General features: G+C 70.1%; 25 protein-coding genes and 1 other RNA gene. 10 read left to right on the top strand and 16 right to left on the bottom strand.

From position 1 onward, the window contains the following. The first annotated feature begins 37 nt into the window (after positions 1 to 37). The 4 genes from ffs to ACI7BZ_RS03840 all read left to right on the top strand — a co-directional run bounded on the left by ffs (position 38) and on the right by ACI7BZ_RS03840 (position 2941). An RNA gene (gene ffs / locus ACI7BZ_RS03855) (signal recognition particle sRNA small type) lies at positions 38 to 136 on the top strand. A gap of 220 nt (positions 137 to 356) precedes the next feature. Next, complete coding sequence (locus tag ACI7BZ_RS03850; protein ID WP_414115874.1) at positions 357 to 584, top strand: hypothetical protein; 228 nt, start codon at positions 357 to 359, stop codon at positions 582 to 584. Between the two features lie 154 nt (positions 585 to 738). Next, on the top strand, positions 739 to 2604 hold the full coding sequence (locus ACI7BZ_RS03845) for a DNA polymerase III subunit gamma/tau (RefSeq protein ID WP_414115873.1): 1866 nt from the start codon (positions 739 to 741) through the stop codon (positions 2602 to 2604). 16 nt (positions 2605 to 2620) lie between these two features. Continuing rightward, entirely contained in the window at positions 2621 to 2941 is a 321-nt protein-coding gene (locus ACI7BZ_RS03840) for a YbaB/EbfC family nucleoid-associated protein (RefSeq protein ID WP_414115872.1), read from the top strand. On the opposite strand, the gene ACI7BZ_RS03835 is transcribed toward ACI7BZ_RS03840, so the two are convergent. The 11 genes from ACI7BZ_RS03835 to ACI7BZ_RS03785 form a co-directional block, all read right to left on the bottom strand. Next, positions 2898 to 3581, bottom strand: coding sequence for a hypothetical protein (locus ACI7BZ_RS03835; RefSeq protein ID WP_414115871.1), 684 nt, complete (start codon positions 3579 to 3581; stop codon positions 2898 to 2900). The genes ACI7BZ_RS03840 and ACI7BZ_RS03835 overlap by 44 nt on opposite strands. A gap of 124 nt (positions 3582 to 3705) precedes the next feature. Next, a complete protein-coding gene (gene pnp / locus ACI7BZ_RS03830; protein WP_414115870.1) occupies positions 3706 to 5889 on the bottom strand; it encodes a polyribonucleotide nucleotidyltransferase in 2184 nt (727 codons plus the stop codon). Positions 5890 to 6149: 260 nt separating this feature from the next. Continuing rightward, positions 6150 to 6419: a 30S ribosomal protein S15 gene (gene rpsO / locus ACI7BZ_RS03825; RefSeq protein WP_414115869.1), complete on the bottom strand. Its 270-nt coding sequence runs from the start codon at positions 6417 to 6419 to the stop codon at positions 6150 to 6152. Between the two features lie 307 nt (positions 6420 to 6726). Next, the gene (gene truB, locus ACI7BZ_RS03820) at positions 6727 to 7791 is read right to left on the bottom strand and encodes a tRNA pseudouridine(55) synthase TruB (RefSeq protein ID WP_414115868.1); all 1065 of its coding nucleotides are present in this window, start codon (positions 7789 to 7791) and stop codon (positions 6727 to 6729) included. Further along, positions 7788 to 8219, bottom strand: coding sequence for a 30S ribosome-binding factor RbfA (gene rbfA / locus ACI7BZ_RS03815; RefSeq protein ID WP_414115867.1), 432 nt, complete (start codon positions 8217 to 8219; stop codon positions 7788 to 7790). The genes truB and rbfA overlap by 4 nt, the downstream gene beginning before the upstream one ends. A 19-nt stretch (positions 8220 to 8238) precedes the next feature. Continuing rightward, on the bottom strand, positions 8239 to 8628 hold the full coding sequence (locus tag ACI7BZ_RS03810) for a hypothetical protein (protein ID WP_414115866.1): 390 nt from the start codon (positions 8626 to 8628) through the stop codon (positions 8239 to 8241). Positions 8629 to 8854: 226 nt separating this feature from the next. After that, positions 8855 to 12115, bottom strand: a complete 3261-nt coding sequence (gene infB / locus ACI7BZ_RS03805) for a translation initiation factor IF-2 (protein ID WP_414115865.1) — start codon at positions 12113 to 12115, stop codon at positions 8855 to 8857. Next, positions 12112 to 12828 carry an RNA-binding protein gene (locus ACI7BZ_RS03800; RefSeq protein ID WP_414119082.1) on the bottom strand — a complete coding sequence of 239 codons (717 nt, stop codon included), beginning with the start codon at positions 12826 to 12828 and terminating at the stop codon, positions 12112 to 12114. The genes infB and ACI7BZ_RS03800 overlap by 4 nt, the downstream gene beginning before the upstream one ends. A 30-nt stretch (positions 12829 to 12858) precedes the next feature. Continuing rightward, positions 12859 to 14454: a transcription termination factor NusA gene (nusA, locus tag ACI7BZ_RS03795; protein ID WP_414115864.1), complete on the bottom strand. Its 1596-nt coding sequence runs from the start codon at positions 14452 to 14454 to the stop codon at positions 12859 to 12861. After that, positions 14454 to 15281 (bottom strand): ribosome maturation factor RimP, encoded by an 828-nt coding sequence (gene rimP / locus ACI7BZ_RS03790; protein ID WP_414115863.1) that lies wholly within the window; start codon positions 15279 to 15281, stop codon positions 14454 to 14456. The genes nusA and rimP overlap by 1 nt, the downstream gene beginning before the upstream one ends. A gap of 614 nt (positions 15282 to 15895) precedes the next feature. Beyond that, entirely contained in the window at positions 15896 to 16393 is a 498-nt protein-coding gene (locus tag ACI7BZ_RS03785; protein ID WP_414115862.1) for a universal stress protein, read from the bottom strand. A gap of 293 nt (positions 16394 to 16686) precedes the next feature. Between ACI7BZ_RS03785 and ACI7BZ_RS03780 the strand changes: the two genes are divergently transcribed. Continuing rightward, a complete protein-coding gene (locus ACI7BZ_RS03780) occupies positions 16687 to 17124 on the top strand; it encodes a GlcG/HbpS family heme-binding protein (RefSeq protein WP_414115861.1) in 438 nt (145 codons plus the stop codon). Positions 17125 to 17156: 32 nt separating this feature from the next. Here ACI7BZ_RS03780 and ACI7BZ_RS03775 read toward each other — a convergent pair whose 3' ends face one another. Further along, positions 17157 to 17747 carry a malonic semialdehyde reductase gene (locus tag ACI7BZ_RS03775; protein WP_414115860.1) on the bottom strand — a complete coding sequence of 197 codons (591 nt, stop codon included), beginning with the start codon at positions 17745 to 17747 and terminating at the stop codon, positions 17157 to 17159. 235 nt (positions 17748 to 17982) lie between these two features. Between ACI7BZ_RS03775 and ACI7BZ_RS03770 the strand changes: the two genes are divergently transcribed. From ACI7BZ_RS03770 to ACI7BZ_RS03760, 3 genes are all read left to right on the top strand, one after another. Continuing rightward, positions 17983 to 19206 (top strand): pyridoxal phosphate-dependent aminotransferase, encoded by a 1224-nt coding sequence (locus tag ACI7BZ_RS03770; protein WP_414115859.1) that lies wholly within the window; start codon positions 17983 to 17985, stop codon positions 19204 to 19206. A 64-nt stretch (positions 19207 to 19270) separates the two neighbouring features. Beyond that, a complete protein-coding gene (locus ACI7BZ_RS03765; protein WP_414115858.1) occupies positions 19271 to 20434 on the top strand; it encodes an AbrB family protein in 1164 nt (387 codons plus the stop codon). Positions 20435 to 20589: 155 nt separating this feature from the next. Then, entirely contained in the window at positions 20590 to 21009 is a 420-nt protein-coding gene (locus ACI7BZ_RS03760) for a DoxX family protein (RefSeq protein WP_414115857.1), read from the top strand. Positions 21010 to 21080: 71 nt separating this feature from the next. Here ACI7BZ_RS03760 and ACI7BZ_RS03755 read toward each other — a convergent pair whose 3' ends face one another. Both ACI7BZ_RS03755 and ACI7BZ_RS03750 read right to left on the bottom strand, forming a co-directional pair. Next, positions 21081 to 21836 (bottom strand): M48 family metallopeptidase, encoded by a 756-nt coding sequence (locus ACI7BZ_RS03755; protein ID WP_414115856.1) that lies wholly within the window; start codon positions 21834 to 21836, stop codon positions 21081 to 21083. Positions 21837 to 21900: 64 nt separating this feature from the next. Continuing rightward, entirely contained in the window at positions 21901 to 23322 is a 1422-nt protein-coding gene (locus ACI7BZ_RS03750) for a polyhydroxyalkanoate depolymerase (RefSeq protein ID WP_414115855.1), read from the bottom strand. Positions 23323 to 23511: 189 nt separating this feature from the next. Here ACI7BZ_RS03750 and ACI7BZ_RS03745 point away from each other — a divergent pair, with 189 nt between their 5' ends. Continuing rightward, on the top strand, positions 23512 to 24867 hold the full coding sequence (locus ACI7BZ_RS03745) for an ActS/PrrB/RegB family redox-sensitive histidine kinase (RefSeq protein WP_414115854.1): 1356 nt from the start codon (positions 23512 to 23514) through the stop codon (positions 24865 to 24867). Between the two features lie 62 nt (positions 24868 to 24929). Further along, positions 24930 to 25484: an ActR/PrrA/RegA family redox response regulator transcription factor gene (locus tag ACI7BZ_RS03740; protein WP_414115853.1), complete on the top strand. Its 555-nt coding sequence runs from the start codon at positions 24930 to 24932 to the stop codon at positions 25482 to 25484. 67 nt (positions 25485 to 25551) lie between these two features. Here the strand turns inward: ACI7BZ_RS03740 and ACI7BZ_RS03735 are convergent, their stop codons facing one another. Continuing rightward, the gene (locus tag ACI7BZ_RS03735) at positions 25552 to 26028 is read right to left on the bottom strand and encodes an MmcB family DNA repair protein (RefSeq protein WP_414115852.1); all 477 of its coding nucleotides are present in this window, start codon (positions 26026 to 26028) and stop codon (positions 25552 to 25554) included. Further along, positions 26025 to 26906 (bottom strand): YihY/virulence factor BrkB family protein, encoded by an 882-nt coding sequence (locus ACI7BZ_RS03730; RefSeq protein WP_414115851.1) that lies wholly within the window; start codon positions 26904 to 26906, stop codon positions 26025 to 26027. The genes ACI7BZ_RS03735 and ACI7BZ_RS03730 overlap by 4 nt, the downstream gene beginning before the upstream one ends. Positions 26907 to 26951 lie beyond the last annotated feature (45 nt).

The raw sequence follows: 26951 nt of genomic DNA, 5'->3' as shown, positions 1-26951 counted from the left end.
CCTTGCATCCCACCCCTCCCCCTGCCATATAGCGCGTGGGAGGTTGGCGGTGGACGAGCCACTCGCCAACCGGGTCAGGTCCGGAAGGAAGCAGCCCCAACGAGCCCGGTCTCGGGTCTTCGTCCAGCCTCCCACTTTCGCCCCCAAGATTGCGCCCCCAAGATCGCGCCCCCAAGATCGCGCCCCCAACACAGCGCCCCGGAAAGCGCGCCCATGGCAGCGCCTGCGCGCGGCGCCGCGGCCTGGCCGATGCCGCCGGGGAGGGCGGCGGCCGCTTGGCGGCGGTTTGGCGGCGGCGGCCGTCGCAATCCGGTGCGGATTGGCGGATAGAAGGGCCCTTTTCCAAGGAGGTCCCCATGTGGGTTGTCGTCGTCCTCACCCTCACCGCTCTGGTCAAGCCCGAGGCGCTGGCGAACCGGGATAATTCCTATCCCACCGAGGAGGCCTGCAAGGCCGCCATCGCCAAGAATGTCCCCGCCCGCCTCGATGCCGCCCACAAGCTGGCCGTGGCCGAGGGCTATCGCCGCTATGTCTGCGTGCGCGTCCCCGCTCCCGAAAAGCCCAAGGACGACAAGGCGAAGTGAGCGCCGCCTGATCCCCCGGCAGCGGCGCGCCATCAACAGGCGCGCCCCGCCCTTCGCCCTTTGCGTCCGCCCCCCATCGACGCCCGCGCGGCGGATGCTATGTATGGGGCGCGCGGCCGGCCCTTCCGGCCAAGGTCATCCCCAGGGCGGTTTCATGAGCGAGGATACGCAGCACGAGGATGACGGGCCGGGCTTCGACCTCGGCCTGCCTGAGGTCGCGCCTTCCGTGCCTGCACCCACCGTGCCCGCGCCCGCCGCGCCGGCCCCGGCCGCCTACCGGGTGCTCGCCCGCAAGTACCGGCCGCAGGATTTCACGGACCTCATCGGCCAGGAGGCCATGGTCCGCACCCTCAGGAATGCCTTCGCCTCCGGCCGCATCGCCCAGGCCTATATCCTCACCGGCGTGCGCGGGGTGGGCAAGACCACCACCGCCCGCATCCTCGCCCGCGCGCTGAATTACGAGCCCATGGACAGCGCGTCGCAAGGCGCCGGCGGGCCCAGCCTCGACCTCTCGGTGATCGGCCGGCAGTGCCGCGACATCATCGAATCACGCCATGTGGACGTGATGGAGATGGACGCGGCCTCCAACACCTCCATCAACGACATCCGCGAGATCATCGAGAGCGCCCGCTACCGCCCTGTGATGGCGCGCTACAAGGTCTACATCATCGACGAAGTGCACATGCTCTCCACCGCCGCCTTCAACGGCCTCTTGAAGACGCTGGAGGAGCCGCCCGAGCATGTGAAGTTCATCTTCGCCACCACCGAGATCCGCAAGGTGCCCGTCACCGTCCTGTCCCGCTGCCAGCGCTTCGACCTGCGCCGGGTGGAGGCGGGGGTTCTGGCCGCGCACCTTTCCGGCATCTGCGCCAAGGAGGGGGTGGCCATCGAGCCGGAGGCCCTCGCCATCGTGGCGCGGGCGGCGGAAGGCTCGGTGCGCGACAGCCTCTCGCTGCTGGACCAGGCCATCGCCCATGGCGGCGGGCAGGTGTCGGCCGAAGAGGTGCGCCGCCTCCTCGGCCTCGCCGACAAGGGCCGCGTCATCGACCTGTTCGAGGCGCTGATGCAAGGCGAGATGCCCCGCGCCCTGGCCGGCTTCCGCGCGCAATATGATGCCGGCGCCGACCCCGCCGTCATCCTCACCGATTTGGCGGAATTCACCCATCTGGTCACCCGCCTGAAGATCGTGCCCGAGGCGGCGGACGACGTGGCGCTGGTGGAGGCCGAGCGCGTGCGCGGGCTGGCCATGGCGCAGGGCCTGTCCATGCGGGTGCTGGCGCGGGCGTGGCAGATGCTCACCCGCGGCATCACCGAGGTGCAGCAGGCCCCAAAGCCCGCCCAGGCGGCGGAAATGGCGCTGGTGCGCCTCGCTTATGCCGCCGACCTGCCCACCCCCGACGAGGCCCTGCGGCGCCTGAAGGACCAGCCCGCCGCCGAGGCCCCGGCCCCTGCGCCGGCGCCCTCCGGCGGCGGCGGCGGCCCGCGCCTGTCCCTGGCGCCCCGCCCCGCCCCGCCGCGCCCCGCGCTCCAGCCTTCCGCCCCGCCCGCGTCCGCCATCGCCCCGGCACCGGGGCCGGCCCTCGCCAGCCTGGCCGACGTGGCGGCCCTGGCGGCGGCGCGGCGCGACCTTCTGCTGAAGCACGCGGTGGAAAACAACCTGCGCCCCGTGCACATGGAGGACGGCCGCATCGAGGTGGCCCTCGTGCCCGGCGCCCCCGCCAGCGTCATCCAGGACCTTTCCCGCCGCCTCGCCGACTGGACCGGCCGGCGCTGGCTGGTGTCCCTGTCCAACGCGGCCGGCGGGCCGACCCTGGCGGAGGAGAACGAGGCCGTGCGCGCCGAGCGGGAGGAGGGCATCAAGGCCCATCCGCTGGTGGCCGCGGTGCTCGCCCGCTTCCCCGGCGCCGAGGTGGTGGACGTGCGCACCCGCGAGGAGGCAAGCCTCCCCGAGGACGTGCTCGCCCCCTCCGAGGAGGACCTGATGGGCGGCCCCGGGCCCGACGACGAGATCGAATATTGAAGAGGAGAGCGGTGCCATGCGCGACCTGATGGGCATGATGAAGCAGGCCAAGGAGCTTCAGGACCGCATGCAGCAGATGCAGGCGGAACTGGAGACGGTGGAGGTGGACGGCGCCTCCGGCGGCGGCCTCGTCACCGTGCGGGTGACCGCCAAGGGCGAATGCAAGGCGGTGCGCATCGACCCCTCGCTGATGAAGCCCGACGAGGTGGAGATCCTGGAAGACCTCATCGTCGCCGCCCTCGCCGATGCCCGCGGCAAGGCCGAGCGGGTGATGCAGGAGAAGATGCAGGCCCTCACCGGCGGTCTGGCGCTGCCCCCGGGGCTGAAGCTGTTCTGATCGGTTCGCGCGGGTCGTCCTCGAACACCACCAGCACCACCACCGGGCCGCGCGCCAGAATGTCCCGCGCCCGGCGCTCCAGGCCCTTGCTGATGCCGTGGGATTCGATGGTGAGGCCGGCGGCGGCAAGGGCCTCCACCATGGCCGCTTCCGCCCGGTTCAGTCCGTCGCCCAGCCGCTCCAGCCGGATGCGCGCCGTGGCGCGGTCGGTTGGCGGGATGATGCCCGCCTGAGTGCGCATCACCGTATCCGTCTCCACGCGCCAGCCGGCATCGTTCAGGATGGCGCAGAAATCCAGGAACGTCACCGTTTCCAGGGAGAAGGCCGGAACCGCATAGGCGGTGAAGGGAACCGGGGCGAGCCGGTGCCGCAGCGCCGCGTCGCGCCCGGCAAGGGCCGGCGAGCGGGGCAGGTGGGGCGGGCGCGGTTGGGGCAGGGGAGGCGGCGACACCATGGCCCGCTGGTCCGGCGGGGACGGCGGCCGCCCGTTCCCAGGTGATCCGGTGGAGCGGCCGGCACGGCGCGCGGCAAGGGACCATCCCACCGCACCGGCCAGCAGGAGCAAGAGCAGGCCGAGCACCGGTGCATCCGCAAGCGCCGCCGCTTCCCGCCCCAGATAGGCGCCAATCACGTCCAGCATCCCGCCCCCCTGAGAGCAGAAGATCCCGGCGGATGATGCCACAGGCCCGTGTGCGGCGCCGCCTGCAAACGAAAAGGGCGGCCTTGCGGCCGCCCTTTCGCTGTTTCCGGTCCGGTGGTGCGGATCACTCCGCCGCGCCGGCCTCGCCTTCGGAACCGCCGGTGCGCAGCGCCTCGCGCTCGGCCTTGGCCTTGGCTTCCAGGTCCTCGCCGGTGGTCTGGTCCACCACCTTCATGGACAGGCGGGTCTTGCCGCGCTCGTCGAAGCCCATGAGCTTGACCTTCACCTTGTCGCCTTCCTTCACCACGTCGGAAGGCTTGGCCACGCGCTCGTTGGCCATCTGGGAGACGTGCACCAGGCCGTCCTTGGAGCCGAAGAAGTTCACAAAGGCGCCGAAGTCCACCACCTTCACCACCGTGCCCTCATAGATCTGGCCCACTTCCGGCTCGGAAGCGATGGACTTGATCCAGTTGATGGCGGCCTTGATGGCGTCGCCGGAGGCGGAAGCGATCTTGATGGTGCCGTCGTCCTCGATGTTCACCTTGGCACCGGTCTTCTCGACGATCTCGCGGATCACCTTGCCGCCGGAGCCGATGACTTCGCGGATCTTGTCCACGGCGATCTTCATCACCTCGATGCGCGGGGCGTGCTCGCCCAGCTCGGCGCGGGCGGTGGTGAGCGCCTTCGCCATCTCGCCGAGGATGTGGACGCGGCCGTCCTTCGCCTGGGTGAGGGCGACCTTCATGATCTCCTCGGTGATGCCGGCGATCTTGATGTCCATCTGGAGCGAGGTCACGCCCTGCTCGGTGCCGGCCACCTTGAAGTCCATGTCGCCGAGGTGATCCTCGTCGCCGAGGATGTCGGAGAGCACGGCGAACTTCTCACCCTCCAAGATGAGGCCCATCGCGATGCCCGCCACCGGGCGGCGCAGGGGCACACCCGCATCCATCAGCGCCAGAGAGGTGCCGCAGACGGTGGCCATGGAGGACGAGCCGTTGGACTCGAGGATCTCCGACACCACGCGCAGGGTGTAGGGGAATTCGTGCTTGGCCGGCAGCATGGGGTGGATGGCGCGCCAGGCGAGCTTGCCGTGGCCGATCTCGCGGCGGCCGGGGGAGCCCATGCGGCCGGTCTCGCCCACGGAGAAGGGCGGGAAGTTGTAGTGCAGCAGGAAGTGCTCCTTGTAGGTGCCTTCCAGGCTGTCGATGAACTGCTCGTCCTCGCCGGTGCCCAGGGTGGCGACCACCAGGGCCTGCGTCTCGCCGCGGGTGAACAAAGCCGAGCCGTGGGCGCGCGGCAGGATGCCGACCTCGGAGACGATGGGGCGCACGGTGCGCACGTCGCGGCCGTCAATGCGGATGCCGTCGTCAAGGATGTTCCAGCGCACGATCTTGGCTTCAAGGGCCTTGAACACGTCGGACACCACCTGCGCGGCGGGCACGGCGGTGCCGTCGAGCGCCAGCTCCTCGTAATACTTCTTCACCTTGGCCTTGGCGGCACCCACCGCCTCGTAGCGGGCCTGCTTTTGCTTGATCTTGTAGGCCGCGCGCAGATCGTGCTCGGCGATCTCGCGCACCTTGGATTCCACGGCGGAGACGTCGGCCGGCTGGAAGTTCCGCGGCTCCTTGGCGGCCTTCTCGGCCAGCTTGATGATGGCCTCGATCACCGGCTGGAAGTGGCGGTGGCCGAACATGACCGCGCCGAGCATGATCTCCTCGGGAAGCTCTTTCGCTTCCGATTCTACCATGAGCACGGCGTCGCCCGTGCCGGCGACCACCAGTTCGAGGGAGCTTTCCTTCACCTCGTCCACGGTGGGGTTGAGCACATATTCATTGTCGATGAAGCCGACGCGGGCGGCGCCCACCGGGCCCATGAAGGGCACGCCGGAGAGGGTGAGGGCGGCCGAGGCGGCCACCATGGACACCACGTCCGGGTCGTTCTCCAGGTCATGCGCCAGCACGGTGATGATCACCTGGGTGTCGCACTTGTAGCCCTCGGGGAAGAGGGGGCGGATGGGGCGGTCGATGAGGCGGGAGACCAGGGTCTCCTTCTCGGAGGGACGGCCCTCGCGCTTGAAATAGCCGCCGGGAATGCGGCCGGCCGCGTAGGTCTTTTCCTGGTAGTTGACCGTGAGCGGGAAGAAGTCCTGCCCGGGCTTGGGCTCGCGGGCGGAAACCACCGTGGCCAGCACCTTGGTGTCGCCGTAGGTGGCGAGGACGGAACCGTCCGCCTGGCGCGCCATCTTGCCGGTTTCGAGGGTCAGGGTGCGGCCACCCCAGTCCAGCTCTTCGCGATGGATGTCGAACATGAGTTCAGATCTTTCTCTTCATAAGCGAAGAAGACCCGGCCATGAGCAAGACGGCCGGACGCGCCGCGCGAAGCCGCTCCTGCACGAGGAGGCTCCGACGGTTGCGTCCGGCGATCCTGCCATGACCTGTCCTTCGTTCGCGGACCCGCAGCAGGCCCCATGCCCGCTGCGCACGCGCGCCGCCGTGGCGCGCACGGCGCCGGCCCTTCCTGGGCCGGGCCGCTTTCCGGCCGGATCGTTGCGGTGATCCGGCTCCGGCCTCAGCGACGGATGCCGAGGCGTTCGATGAGGGACTTGTAGCGCCCTTCGTCCTTCTTCTTCAGGTAGTCGAGAAGGCTGCGGCGCTGCGAGACGAGCTTGAGCAGCCCGCGACGCGAGTGGTTGTCCTTGTGATGGGACTTGAAGTGCTCGGTGAGGTTCACGATCCGCTCCGTGAGGATCGCCACCTGCACTTCCGGCGAGCCGGTGTCGCCGTCCTTCGCGCCATAATCCTTGATGAGCGTCTGCTTGCGCTCTGCCGTGATCGACATCGGTCCATCCTTTCAACGAGAGTGAAACGGGAGCCGGGCCGCCGGACGCCGCCGGCAGGGCAAAGCCGCGGGGGCTCTGCCGGTTCCCCCTCGGCCGGGCCGGGATGTCGTCCAGCACGGTCGAGGTCAAATGCGAACGCGGCGCCTTTCGGCACCGTCCGCGCGGCGGACTATAGCCAGTTTTCCCCGTGGAACCAGAGGAATGTTTCCCGAGGCGGCCGGCCCCCGTCCACACTGCCTAGGGGCTCGACCGCGACAGATGGGACCCATCTGTCGCGACCAGGTCGAACCACAACGCCTTGATCCACTAGCGGGGCGCGGGGTCCTTGCGCCGCTGCGGCCGGGCCCAGTTGAACACCCGGTGAGGGAAGATCTCGCCCGCCTCCACATCGCCGATGGCGATGAGCGCACCCTGGCAGATGATGGCCGCGTGCCCCTGCACGATGGGCGCATCGCGCCCGCGCAGGATCACGCTCTGGCCGCAGCGCAGCCGGTGGGCGTCCGGGGGGGTGATGGTGATCTGGGGGATCTCCTCCAGGGCCACCGCCACCGGGTCCAGGGCGTCCATCAGCGCCTCTTCGCCGGCTTCCGCCCGCTCGCGCAGCTCGTCGAGGGGAACGAGGTCCTCCTCCAGGAAGGGGCCGACCGAGGCCCGGCGCAGGGCGCACACATGGCCGCGCGCGCCCAGCATGCGGCCGAGGTCGCGGGCGATGGCGCGCACATAGGTGCCCTTGCCGCATTCGGCTTCCAGCACCGCATGGTCGGCATCGGGCCGCTCCACGAGGGCGATGCGGAAAATGGTGACGGGGCGCGGCTCCAGCTTCACCTCGGCGCCGTCGCGGGCGAGGTCGTAGGCGCGCTCGCCGCCGATCTTCAGCGCCGAATAGGCCGGGGGTACCTGCAGGATCTCGCCGCGGAAAGCGGTAAGGGCGGCAAGGATGTCTTCGTCCGCCGGGCGCAGCTCGGAGGCGGCCACCGCCTTGCCTTCGGAATCGTCCGTGTCGGTCTCGATGCCGAAGCGCACAGTGAAGCGGTAGGTCTTGCGGCCGTCCATGACGTAGGGAACGGTCTTGGTGGCTTCGCCGAAGGCGATGGGCAGGCAGCCGGAGGCCAGCGGGTCGAGGGTGCCGGCGTGGCCCGCCTTCTTGGCCCCGAAGATGCGCTTCACCACCGCCACCGCCTGGGTGGAGGTCATGCCGGTGGGCTTGTCCAGCAGCACCCATCCGTCGAGGTCGCGCTTGGGCGCGCGAGGGCGGTTGTCCTGCTCGCGGCTGGCGCGCGGGGGGCGGGCGTTCGCCTGCCCTTCGGGCGGCGCGGCGGCGTCCGGCGGCTCGACGGGAGCGGCGGGGGCGGCGGAAGCGGAGGCGGTCATTCCGGGTCGGTCTCTTTTTCGCTGTCGTCGGAGTGCGGGTCGTCGAGGTCGCGCGCCACCAGGGGCGAGCGCAGCAGCGCGTCCATGCGGGCGCCCTCGTCGAACGAGGTGTCCTCGCGGAAGCGCAGTTCGGGCACCGATTTCAGCTCCATGCGGCGGCCGACTTCGGTACGCAGAAACTTCTTGTTCGCCTCCAGCGCCTTGAGCACCGGGGCAAGGTCCTTGCCGCCCAGGGGCATGACGTAGCAGGTGGCGATCTTGAGGTCCGGCGACATGCGCACCTCGGGCACGGTGATGATGTGCGCGGAGAGCACCGGGTCCATGACGTTGCCGCGCTGGAGCACGTCGGCGAGGGCATGGCGCACCAGCTCGCCCACGCGCAGCATGCGCTGGGAGGGGCCGGCAGAGGGTTCAGCTCGTCTGTTCATTCTCGTTCTTCTTGTCGTCTCACAAAGCAGTGCTGCGGCGCATCCGGCCGCAGATCAAAATGAGTGCTGCCCCCGCCAGAAAGGCGAAGGCGTCGAGTGCATCTCGCGTGCGGGAGCGGCAGCCCTCGGTCACCGCTGAGCGGTAGAGGGCGTGGTCGAGCCACATGTCGGACACCGCCAGCACCGCCAGAAGGATCGCGATGCACGCGCACAGGGCAGAGACCCAGAGACTGCGCGTGAACCAGGCGAGCCCGCAGGCGAGCGCCAGACCCGCCACGGCAACGGGGCCGAGAAAGCCCGTCGGGGCATTCCCGCTCACCCACGGCCCGGCGATCTTGTCGCAAACGTCCGCCAGTGCAGGGGCTTGCGGCAGCATGACGAGCAAAGCGAGCGCGAGCGGCCACGCCATGGCCGCTTCTGCCGCCCGGGGCCGGGCAGAAGCAATTCGCTGTTCCATCACCAGACCTTTGGGCCGCGTGCCGCAGCGCGCTGTCACCCGATGACACAGGGAGCGGGCGGGTTTGGACCGTGTCGCTCCGATGGAGGGCGATGCGGCAGCGCCGCATGCACCCGGATGCATTCACACCCCCCTCCCGCGGGCGGGAGAGGGGTCTTGCGGTGACTTGAGCCCCGCCTCACAGCGAGCGCTGGATCACCTCGACGCGGTAGCATTCGATCACGTCGCCAGCGCGCATGTCCTGGTAGTTCTCGAAGGACATGCCGCAATCCTGGCCGGCGTGCACCACGTTCACCGCATCCTTGAAGCGGTTCAGCGTGGCGAGCTTGCCTTCGTGGATCACCACATTGTCGCGGATGAGGCGGACATGCTGGCCGCGTTCCACGATGCCGTCGGTGACCTGGCAGCCGGCCACCTTGCCCACCTTGGAAACCAGGAAGATCTCCTTGATGAGGGCGTTGCCCAGCATGGTCTCGCGGTTGATGGGCGCGAGCAGGCCGCTCATGGCCTTCTTCACGTCATCCACGAGGTCGTAGATGATGTTGTAGTAGCGGATCTCGATACCCGCCCGCTCGGCCGCGTCGCGGGCTTCCTTGTTGGCGCGCACGTTGAAGGCGATGATGGCGGCGCCGGAGGTTTCCGCCAGCGTCACGTCGCTTTCGTTGATGCCGCCCGCCCCCGAATGGATGATGCGGGCCTGCACCTCGTCGTTGCCCACCTTCTCCAGCGCGCCGATGATGGCTTCCACCGAGCCGGACACGTCGCCCTTGATGATGAGGGGGAATTCCTTCCGCCCGGTCGCCTTCACCTGGCTCATCATCTGTTCCAGCGAACCGCGGATGGTGGCGGAACGGGCCGCCGCCTTCTCGCGCTTCTGGCGCTGGCGGTAATCGGTGATCTCGCGGGCGCGGGCCTCGTTCTCCACCACGGCGAGGCGGTCGCCCGCCTCCGGGGTGCCGTTGAAGCCCAGCACTTCCACCGGCAAGGAGGGGCCGGCGGCGTCCACATTGGCGCCGGTGTCCGAGATGAGGGCGCGCACGCGGCCCCATTCGGCGCCGGCCACCACGATGTCGCCCACATGCATGGTGCCGCGCTGGACCAGCACGGTGGCCACCGGGCCCCGGCCGCGATCGAGCTTGGCTTCCACCACGGTGCCTTCGGCGTCGCGGTCGGGATTGGCGCGCAGGTCGAGCAGTTCCGACTGCAGGGCGATGGCTTCCAGGAGCTTGTCGAGGTTGAGATGCTCCTTGGCGGACACCTCCACCTCGAGCGTCTCGCCGCCCATGCTTTCCACCTGCACCTCATACTGGAGCAGCTCGGAGCGCACGCGCTCGGGCTTGGCGCCGGGCTTGTCGATCTTGTTGATGGCGACGATCAGCGGCACCCGCGCGGCGCGGGCGTGGCTGATGGCTTCCACCGTCTGGGGCATCACGCCGTCGTCCGCCGCCACCACCAGCACCACGATGTCCGTCACCTTGGCGCCGCGGGCGCGCATGGCGGTGAAGGCGGCGTGGCCGGGGGTGTCGATGAAGGTGATCTTCGAGCCCGAGGGCGCGGTCACCTGGTAGGCGCCGATGTGCTGGGTGATGCCGCCGGCCTCGCCGGACACCACGTTGGCCTTGCGGATGGCGTCCAAGAGCGAGGTCTTGCCGTGATCGACGTGGCCCATGATGGTCACCACGGCCGGGCGCGGCAGCAGGGTTTCCGGGGCGTCGGGCTTGTCGAACAGGCCCTCCTCCACGTCGGATTCCGACACGCGGCGCACGGTGTGGCCCAGGTCCTCGGCGATCAGCTCGGCGGTATCGGCGTCGATCACGTCGGTGATCTTCACCATCTGCCCCTGCTTCATCAGCATGCGGATCACGTCCACGGCCCGCTCCGACATGCGGTTGGCGAGCTCCTGGATGGTGATGGTCTCGGGCAGGATCACCTCGCGGGAGATCTTTTCCTTGCTCTCCTGGTGCCGGTGGCCGGTCATGCGCTGGGTGCGGCGGCGGAAGGACGCCACCGAGCGCTGGCGCTCCTCCTCGCCCGACAGGGCGGTGACGAGGGTGAGGCGGCCGCGCTGCTTCTCCTGGCCGGCGGGGGCACGCGGCACCTTGACCGGTGCGGCCGGCCGGGCGCCGGGGCCGCGGCGGGCGGCGCGGCGTTCCTCTTCCTCGCTCTCGGCGGTGCCGGCGGGGCGGGGGGAAAGGGGGCGGGCGGTGGAGGCGGGGGCCGCAGGGGTGGTGGTGGTGGCGGCCGGGCGGGCGCCCTGCTCCTCGCCGAAGCGCTTGCGCGCCTCCTGCTCGGCGCGGCGCTTGCTCTCGTCCTCCTGGGCGCGGCGGCTTTCCTCCTCGCGCTTGCGGGCTTCGGCGGCCTCGCGCTCAGCGCGCTCGACACGCTCGCGCTCGGCGCGGCGGCGGGCCTCCTCCTCGGCGGCGCGGCGCTCCTCGGCCATGCGCCGCTCTTCCACCTCGCGGACGCGGGCATCGGCCAGCGCGCTGGCGCGGGCGTTGCGCTCCTCTTCCGTCAGGGTGCGCAGGACGACGCCGGACCCACCCGGGCGCTGCTGTCCGCCGGGCCGCGAGGGACCGCCGGGCCGCCGGTCGGGACCGGAGCTGCCGGGGCGCTGCGGCTGGCCGGGGCGGGCGGGCGCGCCGGGACGGCCGGACGCCTGCGATGCGGAGGAATGGGAACCGGACGAATGGGAACCGCCGGCCTGGCGGCCGGGTGCGGCGCCGCGCGGGCCGTCGCTGCGTCCGCCGTCACTGCGTCCGCCGTCACTGCGTCCGCCGTCATGGCGCGCGCCATCGTGCCGCGTCCCCTCGGCGGGGCGCGGGGCGGCGGGCCTGGCGGATGTGGCCGGGGCAGGCGCGGCGGCAGCCGGCGCCGCCGGGGTGGCGGCTGCCTGTGCCGCGGGGGCGCTCACGGCCGGCGCAGGGGCCGCCGGAGCGGCGGGGGCGCTTGCCATGGGGGTGCTTGCCGCAGGGGCGCTTGCCGCGGGAGCATTCGCCGCCGGAGGAGCTGCCGCCGGTGCGGCCTTTTCTTCGGGCACGCTCGGGGCGGGGGCGGCCTTGGCTTCCACCGGGGCGGCGGGAGCCGGAGCCGGAGCGGCCGGGGCGGGCGTGCTCGGTGCCGGGGCCGCCGGAGCCGGAGCGGGCTCGGGTGCCGCGACGGGCGCCTTGGCCTGGACCGGGGGCGGAGCGGCGGCAGCCGGCGCTGCCGGGCGGGGCGCGCTCGGGGCTGCCGGCGGCGCGGGCGGTGCCGCGGGGGTCGGATGGCCGGCTTCACCGGGCGCAATGACGCGGCGCTTCACCTTCTCCACCACGACCGCCTTGGAGCGGCCATGGCTGAAGCTCTGGCGCACAGTGCCCTGCTCCACCGGGCGCTTCAGCGTGAGCGTCTTGCCGGGGGCGGGATGCAGCGTCTTGTCGCCTGGGGTCTTCGTGTCGTTCATTCCGTATCCGTTCCTTGCATCCGGCCGGGGACATGCGCGTGATCCTCGCCCTGCCCATGCCCTTCGCCCGCGGACGTTCCCGTCCGCCAGCGACCGAGCTTGTGGCAGCGCCCGAGAAATCCTGCGGTCGTCGGATGCGCGAGCAGCGCCGCATGTACCACATTTGACCGCCCCAACGCCAAGTCCAATTCGATGCCCGAAAAGCAATCGATGATGGTCAGTGGCTGCCCCCCGGCGGTTTCGACTTGACGGGCGAACCCGTTCAGCTTGCGCACCCCGTCCGGGCGCGCGTCTGCAGCGTGCAGGAGGCCCCGCACGGCGCCGGAGGCGAGGGCGGCCTCCACCTTGGTCGTGCCGGTCACCACCTGTCCCGCCTTGTTGGCGAGGGACAGGGCCGATCGGGCATCCTTGAGCAGCAGGGTCTCGACGAGATCGGCCAGGCCGGGCGCAGCGGTGCCCTTGCCCTTGAAGGCGCGGCCGAAGGCCTTGCGCTTCAGCGCGGTCTCGAGATCGGCACGGGTGGCGCAGACCCAGGCGCCACGGCCGGGCAGCTTACGGGTGAGGTCGGGGACGATCTGTCCGTCCGGCCCCACCACGAAGCGCAGCATCTGTGTGACCGGGGTGACCCGCCTGGTGGCAAGGCACAGGCGCGACAAGGGCGCCCGCGGCAAGCCAAGGCTGCGCGGGCCCTCGTCCGTCTCGTCCTCGACCATGGTTGCGAGCACCGTGGGTCATCTCCCGTCTCAGGCTTCGTCGGCGGCGGCGTCATCGCCGTCGGCCGGGGGTTCGTCCGCCTCGATCCAGCCGGCGACGATGCGCGCCTGCATGATCAGGGCCTCGGCGTCCTCACGGCTGAACTCGAAGCCGTCCAGGGCGCCGGCGTGGCGGACGGTCTCGCCGTCCTTGCGCTCGGTCCAGCCGGTCAGGTCGTCCGTGGCGCAGCCGGCGAGGTCCTCCACGCTCTTGATGTCGTTTTCGCCGAAGGCCACCAGCATCTTGGAAGTAACGCCGGGGATCTCCTTCAGCGCGTCCTCCACGCCCAGCTCGGTGCGGCGGGCGTCGAGCGCCTCTTCCACCTCGGCCAGGTGCTTCTGGGCGCGGGCCTGCAGCTCGGAGGCGGTGTCCTCGTCGAAGCCCTCGATGGAGGCCAGTTCGTTGATGGGTACGTAGGCGATCTCCTCCACCGAGGTGAAGCCCTCGGAGGAGAGCAGCTGGCCCATCATCTCGTCGAGATCGAGGGCCTCGGCGAACATCTGGGTGCGCTCGGCGAATTCCTTCTGGCGCCGCTCGCTCTCTTCCTGCTCGGTCATGATGTCGATGTCCCAGCCGGTCAGCTGGGTGGCGAGGCGCACGTTCTGGCCGCGGCGGCCGATGGCCAGCGACAGCTGGGCGTCGGGAACCACCACCTCGATGCGCTCGCGGTCCTCGTCCAGCACCACCTTCACCACCTCGGCGGGGGCCAGCGCATTGACGATGAACGTGGCGATGTCGTTGTTCCAGGGGATGATGTCGATCTTCTCGCCCTGCAGCTCGTTCACCACCGCCTGCACGCGCGAGCCGCGCATGCCGACGCAGGCGCCCACCGGGTCCACCGATTGGTCGCGGGAGATGACGGCGATCTTGGCGCGCGATCCGGGATCGCGGGCCACCGCCTTGATCTCGACGATGCCGTCGTAGATTTCCGGCACTTCCTGGGCGAACAGCTTCGCCATGAACTGCGGATGGGTGCGCGAAAGGAAGATCTGCGGCCCGCGCGGCTCGCGGCGCACGTCGTAGATATAGGCGCGGATGCGGTCGCCGGCCTTCACGGTCTCGCGCGGCAGAAGCTCGTCGCGGCGCAGGATGCCTTCGCCGCGGCCGAGGTCCACCACCACATTGCCATACTCGACCCGCTTGACGAGGCCGTTCAGCACGTCGCCGATGCGGTCCTTGTATTCGTCATACTGCCGGTCGCGCTCGGCCTCGCGCACCTTCTGCACGATGACCTGCTTGGCGCTCTGCGCGGCGATGCGGCCGAAATCGAAGGGGGGCAGGGTGTCGGCGATGGTGTCGCCCACCTGCGCGGCGGGATTGTGCCGGCGGGCGCCGTCCAGCGTGATCTCGGTGGCGGTGTTCTCCACCTCGTCCACCACCAGCAGGTGGCGCGCAAGGCGCAACTCGCCGGTCCTGGGGTTGATGTCCGCGTGGATGTCCGTCTCCTGGCCGTAGCGCGAGCGCGCGGCCTTGGCGATGGCATCTTCCATGGCGGCGATGACGATGCTGCGGTCGATGGACTTTTCCCGCGCGACCGCATCGGCGATCTGCAGCAGTTCGAGCCGGTTTGCGCTGACGGCAACCATCAGTGCTTCTCCTTCACGGTGCTGGCGTTGGCGGCCTCGAAGCCGGACTTCTTCTTGGCGTTGGATTTCTTGGTGGGGGCCTTCTTGCCCTTGGCCTTGCGGCCAACCACCTTGCGGCCGCCGCCATCGCGGGAGGGGCCCTTGTAGGGCGCCGCGGGGGCATCGGCGTCGATGGCGGTTTCGTCGGCGTCCGCCGCGTCGGGGGCTTCGGCGCCCTCCTCGCCGTCGAGGAAGGCTTCCGCATCCTCGTCCAGCGCCTGGCCGGCGGCCTTGGCGGCCCGTAGCGCCTCACGGATGAGGGCGTCGGTGAGCATGAGCTTGGCGTCGTGGATGTCGGCCACGCGCAGGCGGACGGTGGGCTCTTCGCCCGCCGGCGCATCGGTGCGGCGCACCAAGGCGGTGTCGCCCTCGGTGCCGATGAGGATGCCGCGGAAGCGCTTGCGGCCGTCCACCGGCTGGGCCATGTCCACCTTCACCTCATGGCCGGCCCAGCGGACGAAATCCGACAGGCGCACCAGCGGCCGGTCGATGCCGGGGGAGGACATTTCCAGGCGGTAGGCGCTGGCGATGGGGTCTTCCACGTCGAGCACGGGCGAAAGGGCGCGGGACGCTGCCTCGCAATCGTCGATGCTCATGGTCCCGTCGGGGCGCTCGGCCATGATCTGCACGGTGCCACCGTCGCGGTTGGTCACCTTCACGCGCACCAGCCGGAAGCCGAGCGCGCCGAGCACGCCGGAGGCAATGGCGGCCACGCGGGCGGCCACCCCGGTTTCGGTGATGAGGCGCGGCTCGTTCGGATCGTCGAGCGCAGCGGCAGTTTCGGTCATGTCCCTCCGGGACGAGTTACGGAGCGCAGGCGGTTCGGCACCGGCGCCGGTTGAATGACGCGCCTTGAGGCCACAGGGGAAGGCCGGCCGGGGCCGGACATGCCTTCCGGTGGGACACCGGATAAGCAGAAAAGGAGCGGGTCCCGCCGGGACCCACTCTCATCACCTTCGACTGCGATGGCGCTGAGGCATCCCCAATGGGGACAGCGCTAATATAGCTGCAAACGGCGCGGGCGCAAGCGTCCCCCTCGGGCAGCGGCACGCGGGGCGCGAAAAATCTCCGCAACGGGGTCCGCGCCGGGCGCGCGGACCGTCCGTGCAGGCGGCAAGCCGGCTCCGGTTCCGGCGGTGCCCTATTTGTGCCGCACCGGCGGTGTTGAAGCCGGCCATTGGCGCGGGCCGCCGGGGTTTCCGAAGGGCCGTGCCGGCGCATTCCATCGTCCGCCGGGTGGCACACCCGGACGATCGCGCCGCCTGCGGGTTCTCCCCGGCATCCCTGCCGCGGCCTGCTTTTCCCTTCCCCCGCGGCGCGGACCTGTTGCGCGTGAAGCGCCGACCGGGGCGAACCGTCGGGGCGGGCGCCATGCGCGTCCGCTCCGGCGGTCAAAGGCGCATCAGGCCAGCGCGTCCAGCTCCATGTCGGAGAGCGCCCCGGGCACGATGGTGACGGGAATGGGAAAGCGCGAGGCGTGCCCGGCCGCCAGCGAGGACACCAGCGGCCCCGGCCCTTCCTTGGCCATGCCGGCCGCCAGCACCAGGATGGCGATGTCCCGGTCCTCATGGATGAGGGCGGTGATGGCGTCCGCCTTGCTGCCCTCGCGGATGATCAGCTCCGCGGCGATGCCGGCCACCTGCCGCGCACGGGCGGCATATTTGTCCAGCCGCGCCTGCATCTCCTCGTGGGCCTCGGCGCGCATCAGGTCGGCGATGCCAAGCCATTGCTGGTTCACGCCCTCCAGCTCCAGCACCCCCAGCATCACCACGCCGCCGTCCGTGCCCGCGGCGCGGCGGCTGGCATAATAGATGGCGCGGTCGCATTCGGGCGTGTCGTCCACCACCACCAGGAACTTGCGCCGGTGCCCGGGCTCGCGGCTCTGTCGCGTCAGGACCATGGACTTTCAGCCTCCTCGGCAGGCGGCGGCATGGTGCCATGGCGGGGCAGCCGGCGGGAGGGAAAAATCCGCGCGGCCGTGCCGCGCCGCCGGTATGGCGGCGGCACAGCCAATCGGCGCTTCCATCGCGGCGGATTGCCCTCTCACTTATGGATAGAGAACGCGTGATCCGATCAGCTTGCCTTGCAAGCTGATCGGCGCGTGCTCTAGAGGAGCCCTGCGCAACAGGCGCAGTATCGGCAGGCGGTGCGGCGCGCGAAGCCCGCAATCCGCATGGCATGGGAGAGGAAAAGGTGTCCGACCTTACGCTGGAACAGGCGCAGACCATCGTCGTCGCCGCGCTCGGCCATGCCCGGGCCAACGCCATGAATCCGCTGGCCGTATGCGTGCTGGATGCGCGCGGCGCCTTGAAGGCCTTCGCGGCGGAGGACGGCACCAGCCTGAAGCGCGGCGACATCGCCCGCGGCAAGGCCAACGGTGCCCTTTCCCTGGGCATGGGCTCGCGCTCGCTGTTCAAGCGCGCCAAGGAGCAGCCCTTCTTCATCTCCGCCGCCACCGCCGCCATCGGCGGCTCGCTGGTGCCGGTGCCGGGCGGCGTGCTGATCCGCGCGGCGGACGGGCAGGTGATGGGGGCGGTGGGCATTTCCGGCGATACGTCGGACAATGACGAGGCCTGCGCCCTGGCCGGTCTCGCCGCCGCCGGCCTCGCCGGTGATCCCGGCGAGGACTGATCCTTCACCCGTGGCTTGCGCCGGGCGCCGCCTCACACGATTCGGGCGGCGTCCTCGAAGGCGAGGCGCGGCAGGCGCTCCATCACCTTGTCCGGCTCGCCATGGCCGATGGCGGTGATGAAATTGGTCTTCACCGTGCCGCCGGGGAAGAATTCCGCATCCACCTTGGCGGCATCGAAGCCGGACATGGGGCCGACATCGAGGCCGAGGGCGCGGGCGGCGAGGAGCAGATAGGCCCCCTGCAGCGAGGAATTGCGGAAGGCGTGGGGCTCGATCATCGCCGGATTGTTCACGAACAGGTCGCGGAAGCCCGGATTGTGCGGGAATACCTGCGGAATCTTGTCATGGAACGCCAGGTCGTAGCCGATGATGGCGATGACCGGGGCCGCCAGCGCCTTGATATTGCCGGGGGACAGGGCCGGGCGCAGGCGCTCCTTGGCCTCGGGCGTGGTGAGGAACACGAACCGCGCCGGCTGGGTGTTGGCCGAGGTGGGGCCGAATTTCACCAGGTCGTAGAGCATGCGGATCTGCGCCTCCGATACCGGGGCGTCGGTCCAGCCGTTCTGCGAGCGGGCATTGAGGAAAAGGCGGTCGATGGCGGCCTGGTCGATCTTCTCGGGCATGATGGGCGTTCCGCAGGAGGGGGACATGGGTGCGAGAGGTATGGCCTCGCCTCCGGTCGGGCAACGGCCGCACTTGCAAACCGCCGTTGCAAGGGTGCACACGGGCGCCATCACCGCGCCTGATCCAATCACCACGCCATTTGATGGGTGTTTGCCGGCGCCAGCTTCTATGGTTCCGCGCCGGGGGCCGGATTCGCTCCGGCGCCCCGGTCGCCCACCGCCCGAGAGAGTGCCAATGACCGTGCCAGCCGCCTTGCCCGCCAGCGCCCCGCCGGAAGACCAGGACCCCTATCTGGCCCGCGTGCGCGACCACATCCGCGCCCTGCCGGAAAGCGGCATCGTGGAGGTGATGAACTACGGCCGCGACCGGCCGGGCATGATCCCTCTCTGGGCCGGGGAAGGCGATGTACAGACGCCCGCCTTCATCTGCGAGGCCGCCGCCGCCGCGCTCCATGCGGGCGAGACCTTCTATACCTGGCAGCGCGGCCTGCCGGAGCTGCGCGCCGCCATCGCCCGCTACATGGCGCGGCTCTATGGCGTGCCGGAAGATCCGTCGCGCTATTTCGTCACCGGGTCCGGCATGCAGGCCATCCAGATCGCCCTGGCCATGGCGCTGGGGGCCGGGGACGAGGTGATCCTGCCCTCCCCCTCCTGGCCCAATGCGGCGGCGGCGGCGCAGAAGGCCGGCGCGCGGCCGGTGTTCGTGCCCTTCGCCTATGGTCCGTCCGGCTTCGCCCTCGATCACGAGCGGCTGGCGGCGGCGGTGACGGGGCGCACCCGCGCCATCTTCCTCAACACCCCGGCCAACCCCACCGGCTTCGTCGCCACCCGCGCCGATCTGGAAGCGGTGCTGGCGCTGGCCCGCCGCCACGGCCTGTGGATCATCGCCGACGAGATCTACGGCCGCTTCTATTATGGCGACGCGCCCCGCGCCCCCTCGTTCCATGACGTGATGGACGCGGACGACCACATCCTCTTCGTGCAGACCTTCTCCAAGAACTGGGCCATGACCGGCTGGCGGATGGGGTGGGTGGAGGCGAGCCCGAAGCTCGGGCAGATCATCGAGAACCTGATCCAGTATTCCACCTCCGGCGTGGCCGCCTTCATGCAGCGCGGCGGAGTGGCGGCCCTCGACCAGGGGGAGGCCTTCGTGGCCGAGCAGATCGCCCGCGCCCGGCGCGGACGCGACCTGGTGGGCGACGCGCTGCTTGCCACCGGCAAGGTGGATCTGGTGAAGCCGCCGGGCGCCTTCTACCTGTTCTTCGGCATGGCCGGGCACGGCGATGTGGCCAGCCTCGGCCTCACCCTGGTGGACGAAGCCAATGTGGGCCTCGCCCCGGGAACCGCCTTCGGCCCCGGCGGGGAAGGCTTCATGCGCCTGTGCTTCGCCCGGGGCGAGGCGCAATTGGCGCAGGCCGCGGCGCGGCTGGTGGGCTGGCTCGAAAAGGCTGCGGTGTGACGGTGCGGTCCAGGTTCGATGCCGGCGCGCGATCCGCCCCCATGGACCGGCGGCGCGGTGCCCCATGAGCGGTGAAACGCCATCCGGCCTGTCCGAAGACGGGGAAGTGCCGGGTCCTGCCCGATCGCCCCGGCGGGTCCGATGGGGTGGGTCCGGTGCCCGGCCGCTGCTTACTGTGGTGGTCACCCTTGGCGGCGGGGCGCTGGGCGGGGCCGCCTTCAGCCTTGCCGGCCTGCCTGCGGCGTGGATCTCCGGGGCGCTGGTGGTCACCATCGCCCTTGCCCTGGGCGGCGTGCGCATCGCCGTGCCGGAATGGGTCCGCTTTGCCGCCTTCATCGTCCTCGGCACGTCCATGGGCACGGTGCTGACGCCCGAGACCTTCGCCCGCGCCGCCACCTGGCCGGTTTCCATGGCCTGCCTGGGGGCGAGCGTGCTGGGCACCATGGCGGGCGGGATGTTCTTCCTCACCCGCGTGGCCGGCTGGAGCCGGCAGACCGCCTTCTGGGCGTCTGCGCCGGGGGCGTTCGCCACCGTGGTGGCCATGGCCGCCGACACCAAAGCGGACCTGCGGCAGGTGGCCTTCGCCCAGGCGCTGCGGCTGTTCCTGCTGGTGGCGGCGCTGCCCAATGTGCTCGCCGCGCTGGGCCTGACGGCGGGCGGGCTGCCACCGCCGCCGCACGTCTCCTCGCCGGCGGGCGTGGCCCTGCTGCTGGCCGCCTGCACCGGCGCCGGCCTGCTCGCCGCGGCGCTGAAGGTGCCCGGGGGCCTCATTCTCGGCGCGCTCGCCGGCAGTGCGGCGCTGCACGGCTTCGCCCTGACCGACGCGGTGCTGCCGCCGCAGATGCTGGTTCCGGCCTTCGTGGTGCTGGGGGCGAGCGTGGGCGTGCGCTTTCTGGGCACCACCTTCGGCGCGGTCCGCTCCTATTTCCTCGCGTCCCTCGGCGCCTTCTTGGTGGCGGTGGCCATCTCCACCTTGTTCGCGGTGCTGGCGGCGTGGCTGACCGGGGACGACCTGGGCAAGATGGTGACCGCCTTCGCCCCCGGCGCGCTGGAGGCGATGACGGCGCTGGGCTTCGCTCTGGGCTATGACCCCGCCTTCATGAGCGCCCATCACCTGTTCCGCTTCGCCGGCCTTTCGGTGGCCCTGCCGGTGGTGGCGCGCCTCGTCTTCGCGGCCGCGGAAGAGGCGGCTGCGGCGGAGGAGGCCGGCGACCACACGAAAACGTAACCGGCGCCTGCGGCTTCACGGTTGAGCGCCGGCCCTGGGGCCAGCATCATGCGGCCCTTGGCTGTGCAACACGCCGCCGGCCAGCGAAGCCGCGTCGCAGGCCGGCCCTGCCGGTGCGCACGGTGTTCCGGCGGGCGTGCATCGGGAGGGCGGGGATGCGGGCACTGGACGATCTGGCGCTGCTGGTGGCGCGGCTTTGCATGGCGGCCCTGTTCCTGCCGTCGGGGGTGAGCAAGGCGGGTAATCTGGCCGGATTCTCCGGCTTTCTCGCCGGCAAGGGGCTACCCTACCCGGAGGTGCTCGCCGCCATCACCGCCGCGGTGGAGATCGGCGGGCCGGTGCTCCTGATCCTCGGCGTCCTGCCGCGGATCACCGCTTTGGTGCTCATCGGCTTCGTCATCGCCGCCACCGCCACGGCCCATCTGTTCTGGCAGTTTCCCGATGCCGCCGCACGCTCGGCCCAGCAGATCGCCTTTTTCAAGAATGTGGGCCTCGTGGGCGGGCTGCTGTTCTATTTCGCATCCGGGCCGGGCGCCTTCGCCATCGGCGGGCGCGATACACGCTCCGGGCCATAGCTAGAGCGCGATCCGATCAAATGGACTCGATTTGATCGGTGAATCGCCCTCTCACTTAAGGATAGAGCCCCTCAGCTGCCGAAGCGATGCAGATCGGAGCCGTGGCGGCGCAGCCACGCCTCCGCTTCCCGCCGGTGCGGACACACCTGCTCCACCAGGCGCCAGTAGCGCGGCCCGTGGTTCATCTCCAGCCGGTGGGCCACCTCGTGGGCGGCGAGGTAATCCAGGATGAAGGCCGGGGCGAGGATGAGCCGCCAGGAGAAGGAGAGGTCGCCCCGCGCGGAGCAGGAGCCCCAGCGGCTTGCGGTATCGCGCAAGGTGAGGCGCCCGACCTCCACGCCCAGCGCCGCGGCATATTTCTGTACCGTCACCGAAAGGTCCCGGCGCGCCTCGCGCTTCAGGAAATCATGGACCCGGCGGGACAGGTGCGGCAGATCGCCCGCTACGCACACGGTGGGCAGGCCCTGAACCACGGCGCCGATCCACACCGTTCCCCGCGCTTCGGCGCAATGGACGATGCGGTGGGGCTCGCCGCGCAGGGGTATGACCGCACCGGGCGCGAACGGCACCGCCTCCGGCAGGCGCACCAGGCGCACCCGCACCCATTCCCGGTGGCGCAGCACGAATTCATGCGCGAAGGCCAGGGGTACATGGGGCGGCGCGGTCAGGGTCACGTCACGGGCGGCGGCCCGCACCCGCAGGGTCAGGCGTCGCGCTTGAGGGTGCCTACGTACCGTAACGCGCAAAGGGCCATCATCGAGCATCAGCTCGATCCATTCCGCGGTGCGCAGGGGCGGCGCTTGACGGTCCTGGCGTCGAAACAGCATGGCTTGACCGGGGGGCAACAACATGAGCCCCCATCTTCACTGGAATTCGCCCGGGCTGCCAGTCCTAAGTCGGAGCAACCCGGGGATAAAGCGACGTAACTTTCCCGCTCAGGCTGAACACGTCCGGCCCCTCGTCCGCATGGGCGGTCGACAGCTCCGGTGCGGTGCGCTGGTGGGTGGCGCCGCGGGGCAGCTCCTGGGAGAGGATGAAATCGGCAATGCGCGGGGCGATCTCGGAGCGGAAGCGCGAGCCGTTGAACACGCCGTAATGGCCGACGCCGGGCTGTTCCCAGTGGGCACGCTTGTCTTCGGGAATGCGCGGGCAGAGCTTGTGCGCCGCCTTGGTCTGGCCGATGCCGGAGATGTCGTCCTTCTCGCCTTCCACCGTCATCAGCGCCACGCGGTGGATGGCCTCCGGCTTCACCGGCAGGGAATGGTGGAGAATCTCGCCCTTGGGCAGGGCGTGGGTGATGAACACGTTCTCCACGGTCTGCAGGTAGAAGTCGGCGGTCAGGTCCATCACGGCGAGATATTCATCGTAGAAGTCGCGATGCTTCTCGGCGGAATCGCCGTCGCCCTGCACCAGATGACGGAACAGGTCCCAATGGGCCTGGAGATGACGATCCAGGTTCATGGACATGAAGCCGTTGAGCTGCAGGAAGCCCGGATACACTTCCCGGAGCGCGCCGGCATGGGGCCATGGCACGGTGGTGATGACGTTGCGGCGGAACCACTCGATGCCGCGGTCCTTGGCGAGTGTGTTCACCGCGGTGGGCGCCTCGCGGGTGTCGATGGGGCCGCCCATCAGGATCATGGACTTGGGGACGTAGGGCGCCTCTTCCTGCTCCATGCGGGCCACGGCCATCAGCACCGGCACCGCCGGCTGGCACACCGCCATCACATGGCAGTCGCCGCCGAGGCGGCGGAAGATGGAGATGAGATAGTCCACATAGTCCGACAGGTCGAAGCCGCCTTCGGCGACGGGCACCAGCTTGGCGTCCACCCAGTCGGTCACATAGACATCGTGGGTGGGCAGCATGGCCTCCACCGTGCCGCGCAGCAAGGTGGCGTGGTGCCCGGAAACCGGGGCCACCACCAGAAGCCGCGGCTGCGGCCGGCGCGGCGGGCATTCGAACGCCCGGTCGAAATGCAGAAGGTTGCAGAACGGCCGGTTCCACACGGTGTTCACGTGCACCGGGACACTCTGGCCGTCCACCACCGTGTGGCTGATGTCCCAGTCCGGCTTGCCGTAGCGCCGGGTGGTGCGCTCGAACAGCTCGCAGGCGGCGGCCATCGACTTGCCGACGGTGGTGTGCGAAACGGGGTTGATGGGGTTCTTCAGGAACAGGCGGCTTGCATCCGCCATGGCGCGCGAAGGGTTCAGCGCGGCGTGGCCCATTTCATAAAGCCAGTAGAGAGGCGTGGAGAGGCCCACATCCGTCTGCGGCGGAAGCCGGGTCGCGCTCGCAAACTCACCGATTGCCATGTGCGGTCCTCACGGTTAGTGCGCTCTTTGCGGCGTTTTATTTGTTAAAGCGTGAGCCTAGTTGCAGGTTTGGTCAATGCCGACAAAAGACATAGGTCCGGCTCTGCGGAGCCCTATGGCGCAGATGTCACAGTTGCCTGAAGGGAAAGGGCCGTCCGGCCTGCGGGCTGGGCCGGGCGGGCGCGGGTCATGACGCCCGCTTTTGCCGCTCCCCCCCATGGCCGCGCCTTCGGGCTGCGGCTCGACACGCTGATTCGCCTGCGCTGGCTGGCCGTCAGCGGCCAGATCGCCGCGCTGGTGGTGGTCAATCTGGGCCTGGGCTTCCCGCTGCCGCTCAGCACCTGCCTTGGCGTGGTCATTCTTTCCGCCGCGGTGAACGTGCTGTTGCGCCTGAAGTATCCGGTGGCGCGCCGGCTGGGCGATGCGGCCGCCGGGCCGCTTCTGGCCTATGACGTGCTGCAGCTGACCGCACTTCTCTACCTCACAGGCGGGCTGAAGAACCCGTTCGTGCTGCTTTATCTTGCCCCCGTGATGATCTCGGCCACCACCCTGGCCTGGAGCACCACGGTGCTGCTGGGCATCCTCGCCGTCACCTGCGCCGGCGCGGTGGGGCTGTGGGCGCTGCCGCTGCCCTGGGCGGGGGGCGACGTGCCGGTGTTGCCGGAGCTCTACCTTGCCGGCATCTGGGTTTCGCTGTCGGTCTCGGTGGGCTTCATCGGCCTGCATGCCTGGCGGGTGGCGGAGGAGGCGCGCGAGCTGGCCGATGCGCTCGCCGCAACCGAGCTGGTGCTGGCGCGCGAGCAGCACCTCTCCGCCATCGACGGTCTTGCCGCCGCCGCCGCCCACGAGCTGGGTACCCCCCTTTCCACCATCGCCCTGGTGGTGAAGGAGATGCAGCGCTCTCTGGGCGACACGGGTCCCTATGCGGAGGACGTGGCGCTGCTGCGCGACCAGGTGAGCCGCTGCCGCGACATCCTGCAGAAGCTCACCTCCCTGCGCTCCGGCGACGCGCCGTTCGACCGCATGCCCCTCAACCTGCTGCTGGAGGAGGTGGTGGAGCCGCACCGCAATTTCGGCATCACCATTGCCGTGTCGGTGAAGGAGGGGCAGGACGCCCCCATCATCGCCCGCAATCCCGGCCTTCTCTACGGGCTCGGCAATCTGGTGGAGAATGCGGTGGACTTCGCCACCTCGCGGGTGGACATCCGGGCCGAATGGAGCCCGAGCGTCCTGGAGATCGTGGTTACCGACGACGGGCCGGGCTTCGCGCCCGAGGTCAGCGGGCGCATCGGCCAGCCTTATGTGACCTCCCGCGCCCGCGACCGGGAGGAGCCGGACGAGGAAAGCGGCCTCGGCCTCGGCTTCTTCATCGCCAAGACGCTGCTGGAGCGCACCGGGGCGAGCGTGACCTTCGAAAACCGCTTTCCGCCGGCCACCGGCGCGGTGATCCGCCTGGCCTGGCCGCGTCCGGCGCGCGCCATTGAAGTGGATACGGACGCGACAAAGGGACGCGGTTCGGATTATTCTACGGCGAAAGAGGCGTAAAAGCCGGAGCCCGGTGTGGGTTCTTATCCGGCAAAGCCAGTGCTTGGATCGAGGAAGATGCGATGAATGAGACGACGCCGCCCGAGGTCGGGGATGACCGGTCGGTTCTGATCGTGGACGACGACCGCTCCTTTCTGCAGCGCCTCGCAAGGGCCATGGAAGCCCGCGGCTTCCTGGTTTCCACGGCGGAGACGGTGGCCGACGGGCTGGCCCGTGTGGAGGCTTCGGCACCGGCCTATGCGGTGGTGGACATGCGTCTCGGCGACGGCACCGGCCTTGATGTGATCTCGGCGCTGAAGAAGAGCCGGCCGGGGGCGCGGGCCATCGTGCTGACCGGCTACGGCAACATCGCCACCGCCGTGACGGCGGTGAAGATGGGTGCGGTGGACTATCTCGCCAAGCCCGCCGATGCGGACGACGTGGTGGCCGCGCTGCTTGCCAATGCCGACCACAAGCCGACCCCGCCGGAAAACCCCATGTCGGCGGACCGGGTGCGCTGGGAACACATCCAGCGCGTCTATGAATTGTGTGGCCGCAACGTTTCGGAAACCGCCCGCCGGCTGTCCATGCACCGGCGCACGCTGCAGCGGATTTTGGCCAAGCGCGCGCCGCGGTAGCGGCTCGCGCCAGGGGAATGAGCGCGCCGCGGTAGCGGCTCGCGCCAAAGGGTCGGGCGCGCCGCGGCTAGAAAGGCACGCTGAGAAGCTCGGGGTCGTAGAGCGCGGCGAGCCGGGCCGCGGCGGCGCGGGCGAAGCGCAGGGTCAGCGCCTTGCGGGTGGCGCCGGCCAGGGGGTGCAGCGGGGCCTCACGCAGGCATTCGGCACCGAAGGCGTCGGCCACCAGCAGCCCGGCGTCCTGCGGCAGGATTTCCATGGGGAAGTCCAGCGGCACGGCGAACAGGAGGCGATCGCAATAGGCGCGATAGTCCGGCCATTTCCCGTCGCTGCGGAAATCGGCGACCGACGACTTGATCTCGACGATGGTGATCTCGCCCTTGGCACCGAGGGCCAGGATGTCCGCCCGCCGGCCGGAGGCGAGGGCGAATTCGGTCAGGCCGGCGCTCCCCGAAAGGGCGAGGTGACGCAGCACGCCGCGCTGCACCGCCCGGGCGGTCTGCGACTGGCGCCCGTCCGGCTTGGGCTCCGGGGCCGGGGCGCTCACCGGCCCGTTTCCACCGATGCCAGGGGCGCGGCGCCGGCCGCCGCGCGCACGGGGAGCCGCGCCCGCTCGATGGCGGCGTTGAGCTCGCCGCCGAACACGAAGATGGTGGCGGTGAGGTACAGGAAGACCAGCGCAATCATCACCGAGGCGAGGCCGGCATAGGTGGTGACATAATTGGCGGGGAATTCCGCGAGGTAGAAGCCGAAGGCGGTGGCCCCCACCAGCCACAGCACCAGCGTGACGAGGATGCCCGGCGCCACCTGCGCCAGCCGCCGCCGCCCGGCGGGCAGCCACAGATGGGCCACCAGCAGCGCCACCACGAGGATGACCGAGGTGGCGGCGAACCGTGCCAGCGTCACCACCCGCGACAGCGGCGCCAGGGCCGGCAGCCGGGCCACCGCGGTCTGCCACAGCAGCGGGCCGAGCACCACCAGGAACGACAGGGCCAGCATGGCCGCCGCCGCCACCAGCACGTAGCCGATGGATTCCAGCCGCAGCCAGTACCAGGCGCGCTGCTCCTTCACCCCATAGGCGCGGTTGAGGCCGATGCGCAGGCTCTCGATGCCGTTGGAGGAGAAATAGATGGCCAGCACCACGCCATAGGTGAGCACGTCGGTGCGCACCTGGTTCACCACATTGTAGATCTCGCGGGAGATGGGGCCGGCCACCTGCTCCGGCCAGGTTTCCAGGATCAGCTGGATGGTCTCGGCCGCCAGCGGCCGCAGGTCGAGGAAGCCGGCCAGGGCAGTGACGAAGATGAGGAACGGGAACAGGGACATGAGCGCCGACAGCGCGATATGGCTGGCGATGGCCCAGCCGTCGTCGGCGGAAAAGGTCCAGATCGCATCAAGCACGACGTGGTAGGTGCGCCGCAGCATGGTGTCTCCCGTTTTCCCGTCACATCGGGCTTTCGCGGGTGAATG

This window comes from Xanthobacter sp. AM11 (assembly GCF_047444035.1).
Classification (GTDB): Bacteria; Pseudomonadota; Alphaproteobacteria; order Rhizobiales; family Xanthobacteraceae; genus Xanthobacter.
The sequence above is the reverse complement of the archived record's forward strand: the minus strand, read 5'-3'. Positions and strand labels throughout refer to the sequence as shown.

Excerpts from the sequence above, each read along its gene's own strand:
- ACI7BZ_RS03850 (WP_414115874.1), top strand. The coding sequence starts at position 357 with ATGTGGGTTGTCGTCGTCCTCACCCTCACCGCTCTGGTCAAGCCCGAG.
- ACI7BZ_RS03845 (WP_414115873.1), top strand. The coding sequence starts at position 739 with ATGAGCGAGGATACGCAGCACGAGGATGACGGGCCGGGCTTCGACCTC.
- ACI7BZ_RS03840 (WP_414115872.1), top strand. The coding sequence starts at position 2,621 with ATGCGCGACCTGATGGGCATGATGAAGCAGGCCAAGGAGCTTCAGGAC.
- ACI7BZ_RS03835 (WP_414115871.1), bottom strand. The coding sequence starts at position 3,581 with ATGCTGGACGTGATTGGCGCCTATCTGGGGCGGGAAGCGGCGGCGCTT.
- pnp (WP_414115870.1), bottom strand. The coding sequence starts at position 5,889 with ATGTTCGACATCCATCGCGAAGAGCTGGACTGGGGTGGCCGCACCCTG.
- rpsO (WP_414115869.1), bottom strand. The coding sequence starts at position 6,419 with ATGTCGATCACGGCAGAGCGCAAGCAGACGCTCATCAAGGATTATGGC.
- truB (WP_414115868.1), bottom strand. The coding sequence starts at position 7,791 with ATGACCGCCTCCGCTTCCGCCGCCCCCGCCGCTCCCGTCGAGCCGCCG.
- rbfA (WP_414115867.1), bottom strand. The coding sequence starts at position 8,219 with ATGAACAGACGAGCTGAACCCTCTGCCGGCCCCTCCCAGCGCATGCTG.
- ACI7BZ_RS03810 (WP_414115866.1), bottom strand. The coding sequence starts at position 8,628 with ATGGCGTGGCCGCTCGCGCTCGCTTTGCTCGTCATGCTGCCGCAAGCC.
- infB (WP_414115865.1), bottom strand. The coding sequence starts at position 12,115 with ATGAACGACACGAAGACCCCAGGCGACAAGACGCTGCATCCCGCCCCC.
- ACI7BZ_RS03800 (WP_414119082.1), bottom strand. The coding sequence starts at position 12,828 with ATGGTCGAGGACGAGACGGACGAGGGCCCGCGCAGCCTTGGCTTGCCG.
- nusA (WP_414115864.1), bottom strand. The coding sequence starts at position 14,454 with ATGGTTGCCGTCAGCGCAAACCGGCTCGAACTGCTGCAGATCGCCGAT.
- rimP (WP_414115863.1), bottom strand. The coding sequence starts at position 15,281 with ATGACCGAAACTGCCGCTGCGCTCGACGATCCGAACGAGCCGCGCCTC.
- ACI7BZ_RS03785 (WP_414115862.1), bottom strand. The coding sequence starts at position 16,393 with ATGGTCCTGACGCGACAGAGCCGCGAGCCCGGGCACCGGCGCAAGTTC.
- ACI7BZ_RS03775 (WP_414115860.1), bottom strand. The coding sequence starts at position 17,747 with ATGCCCGAGAAGATCGACCAGGCCGCCATCGACCGCCTTTTCCTCAAT.
- ACI7BZ_RS03770 (WP_414115859.1), top strand. The coding sequence starts at position 17,983 with ATGACCGTGCCAGCCGCCTTGCCCGCCAGCGCCCCGCCGGAAGACCAG.
- ACI7BZ_RS03765 (WP_414115858.1), top strand. The coding sequence starts at position 19,271 with ATGAGCGGTGAAACGCCATCCGGCCTGTCCGAAGACGGGGAAGTGCCG.
- ACI7BZ_RS03760 (WP_414115857.1), top strand. The coding sequence starts at position 20,590 with ATGCGGGCACTGGACGATCTGGCGCTGCTGGTGGCGCGGCTTTGCATG.
- ACI7BZ_RS03755 (WP_414115856.1), bottom strand. The coding sequence starts at position 21,836 with ATGCTGTTTCGACGCCAGGACCGTCAAGCGCCGCCCCTGCGCACCGCG.
- ACI7BZ_RS03750 (WP_414115855.1), bottom strand. The coding sequence starts at position 23,322 with ATGGCAATCGGTGAGTTTGCGAGCGCGACCCGGCTTCCGCCGCAGACG.
- ACI7BZ_RS03745 (WP_414115854.1), top strand. The coding sequence starts at position 23,512 with ATGACGCCCGCTTTTGCCGCTCCCCCCCATGGCCGCGCCTTCGGGCTG.
- ACI7BZ_RS03740 (WP_414115853.1), top strand. The coding sequence starts at position 24,930 with ATGAATGAGACGACGCCGCCCGAGGTCGGGGATGACCGGTCGGTTCTG.
- ACI7BZ_RS03730 (WP_414115851.1), bottom strand. The coding sequence starts at position 26,906 with ATGCTGCGGCGCACCTACCACGTCGTGCTTGATGCGATCTGGACCTTT.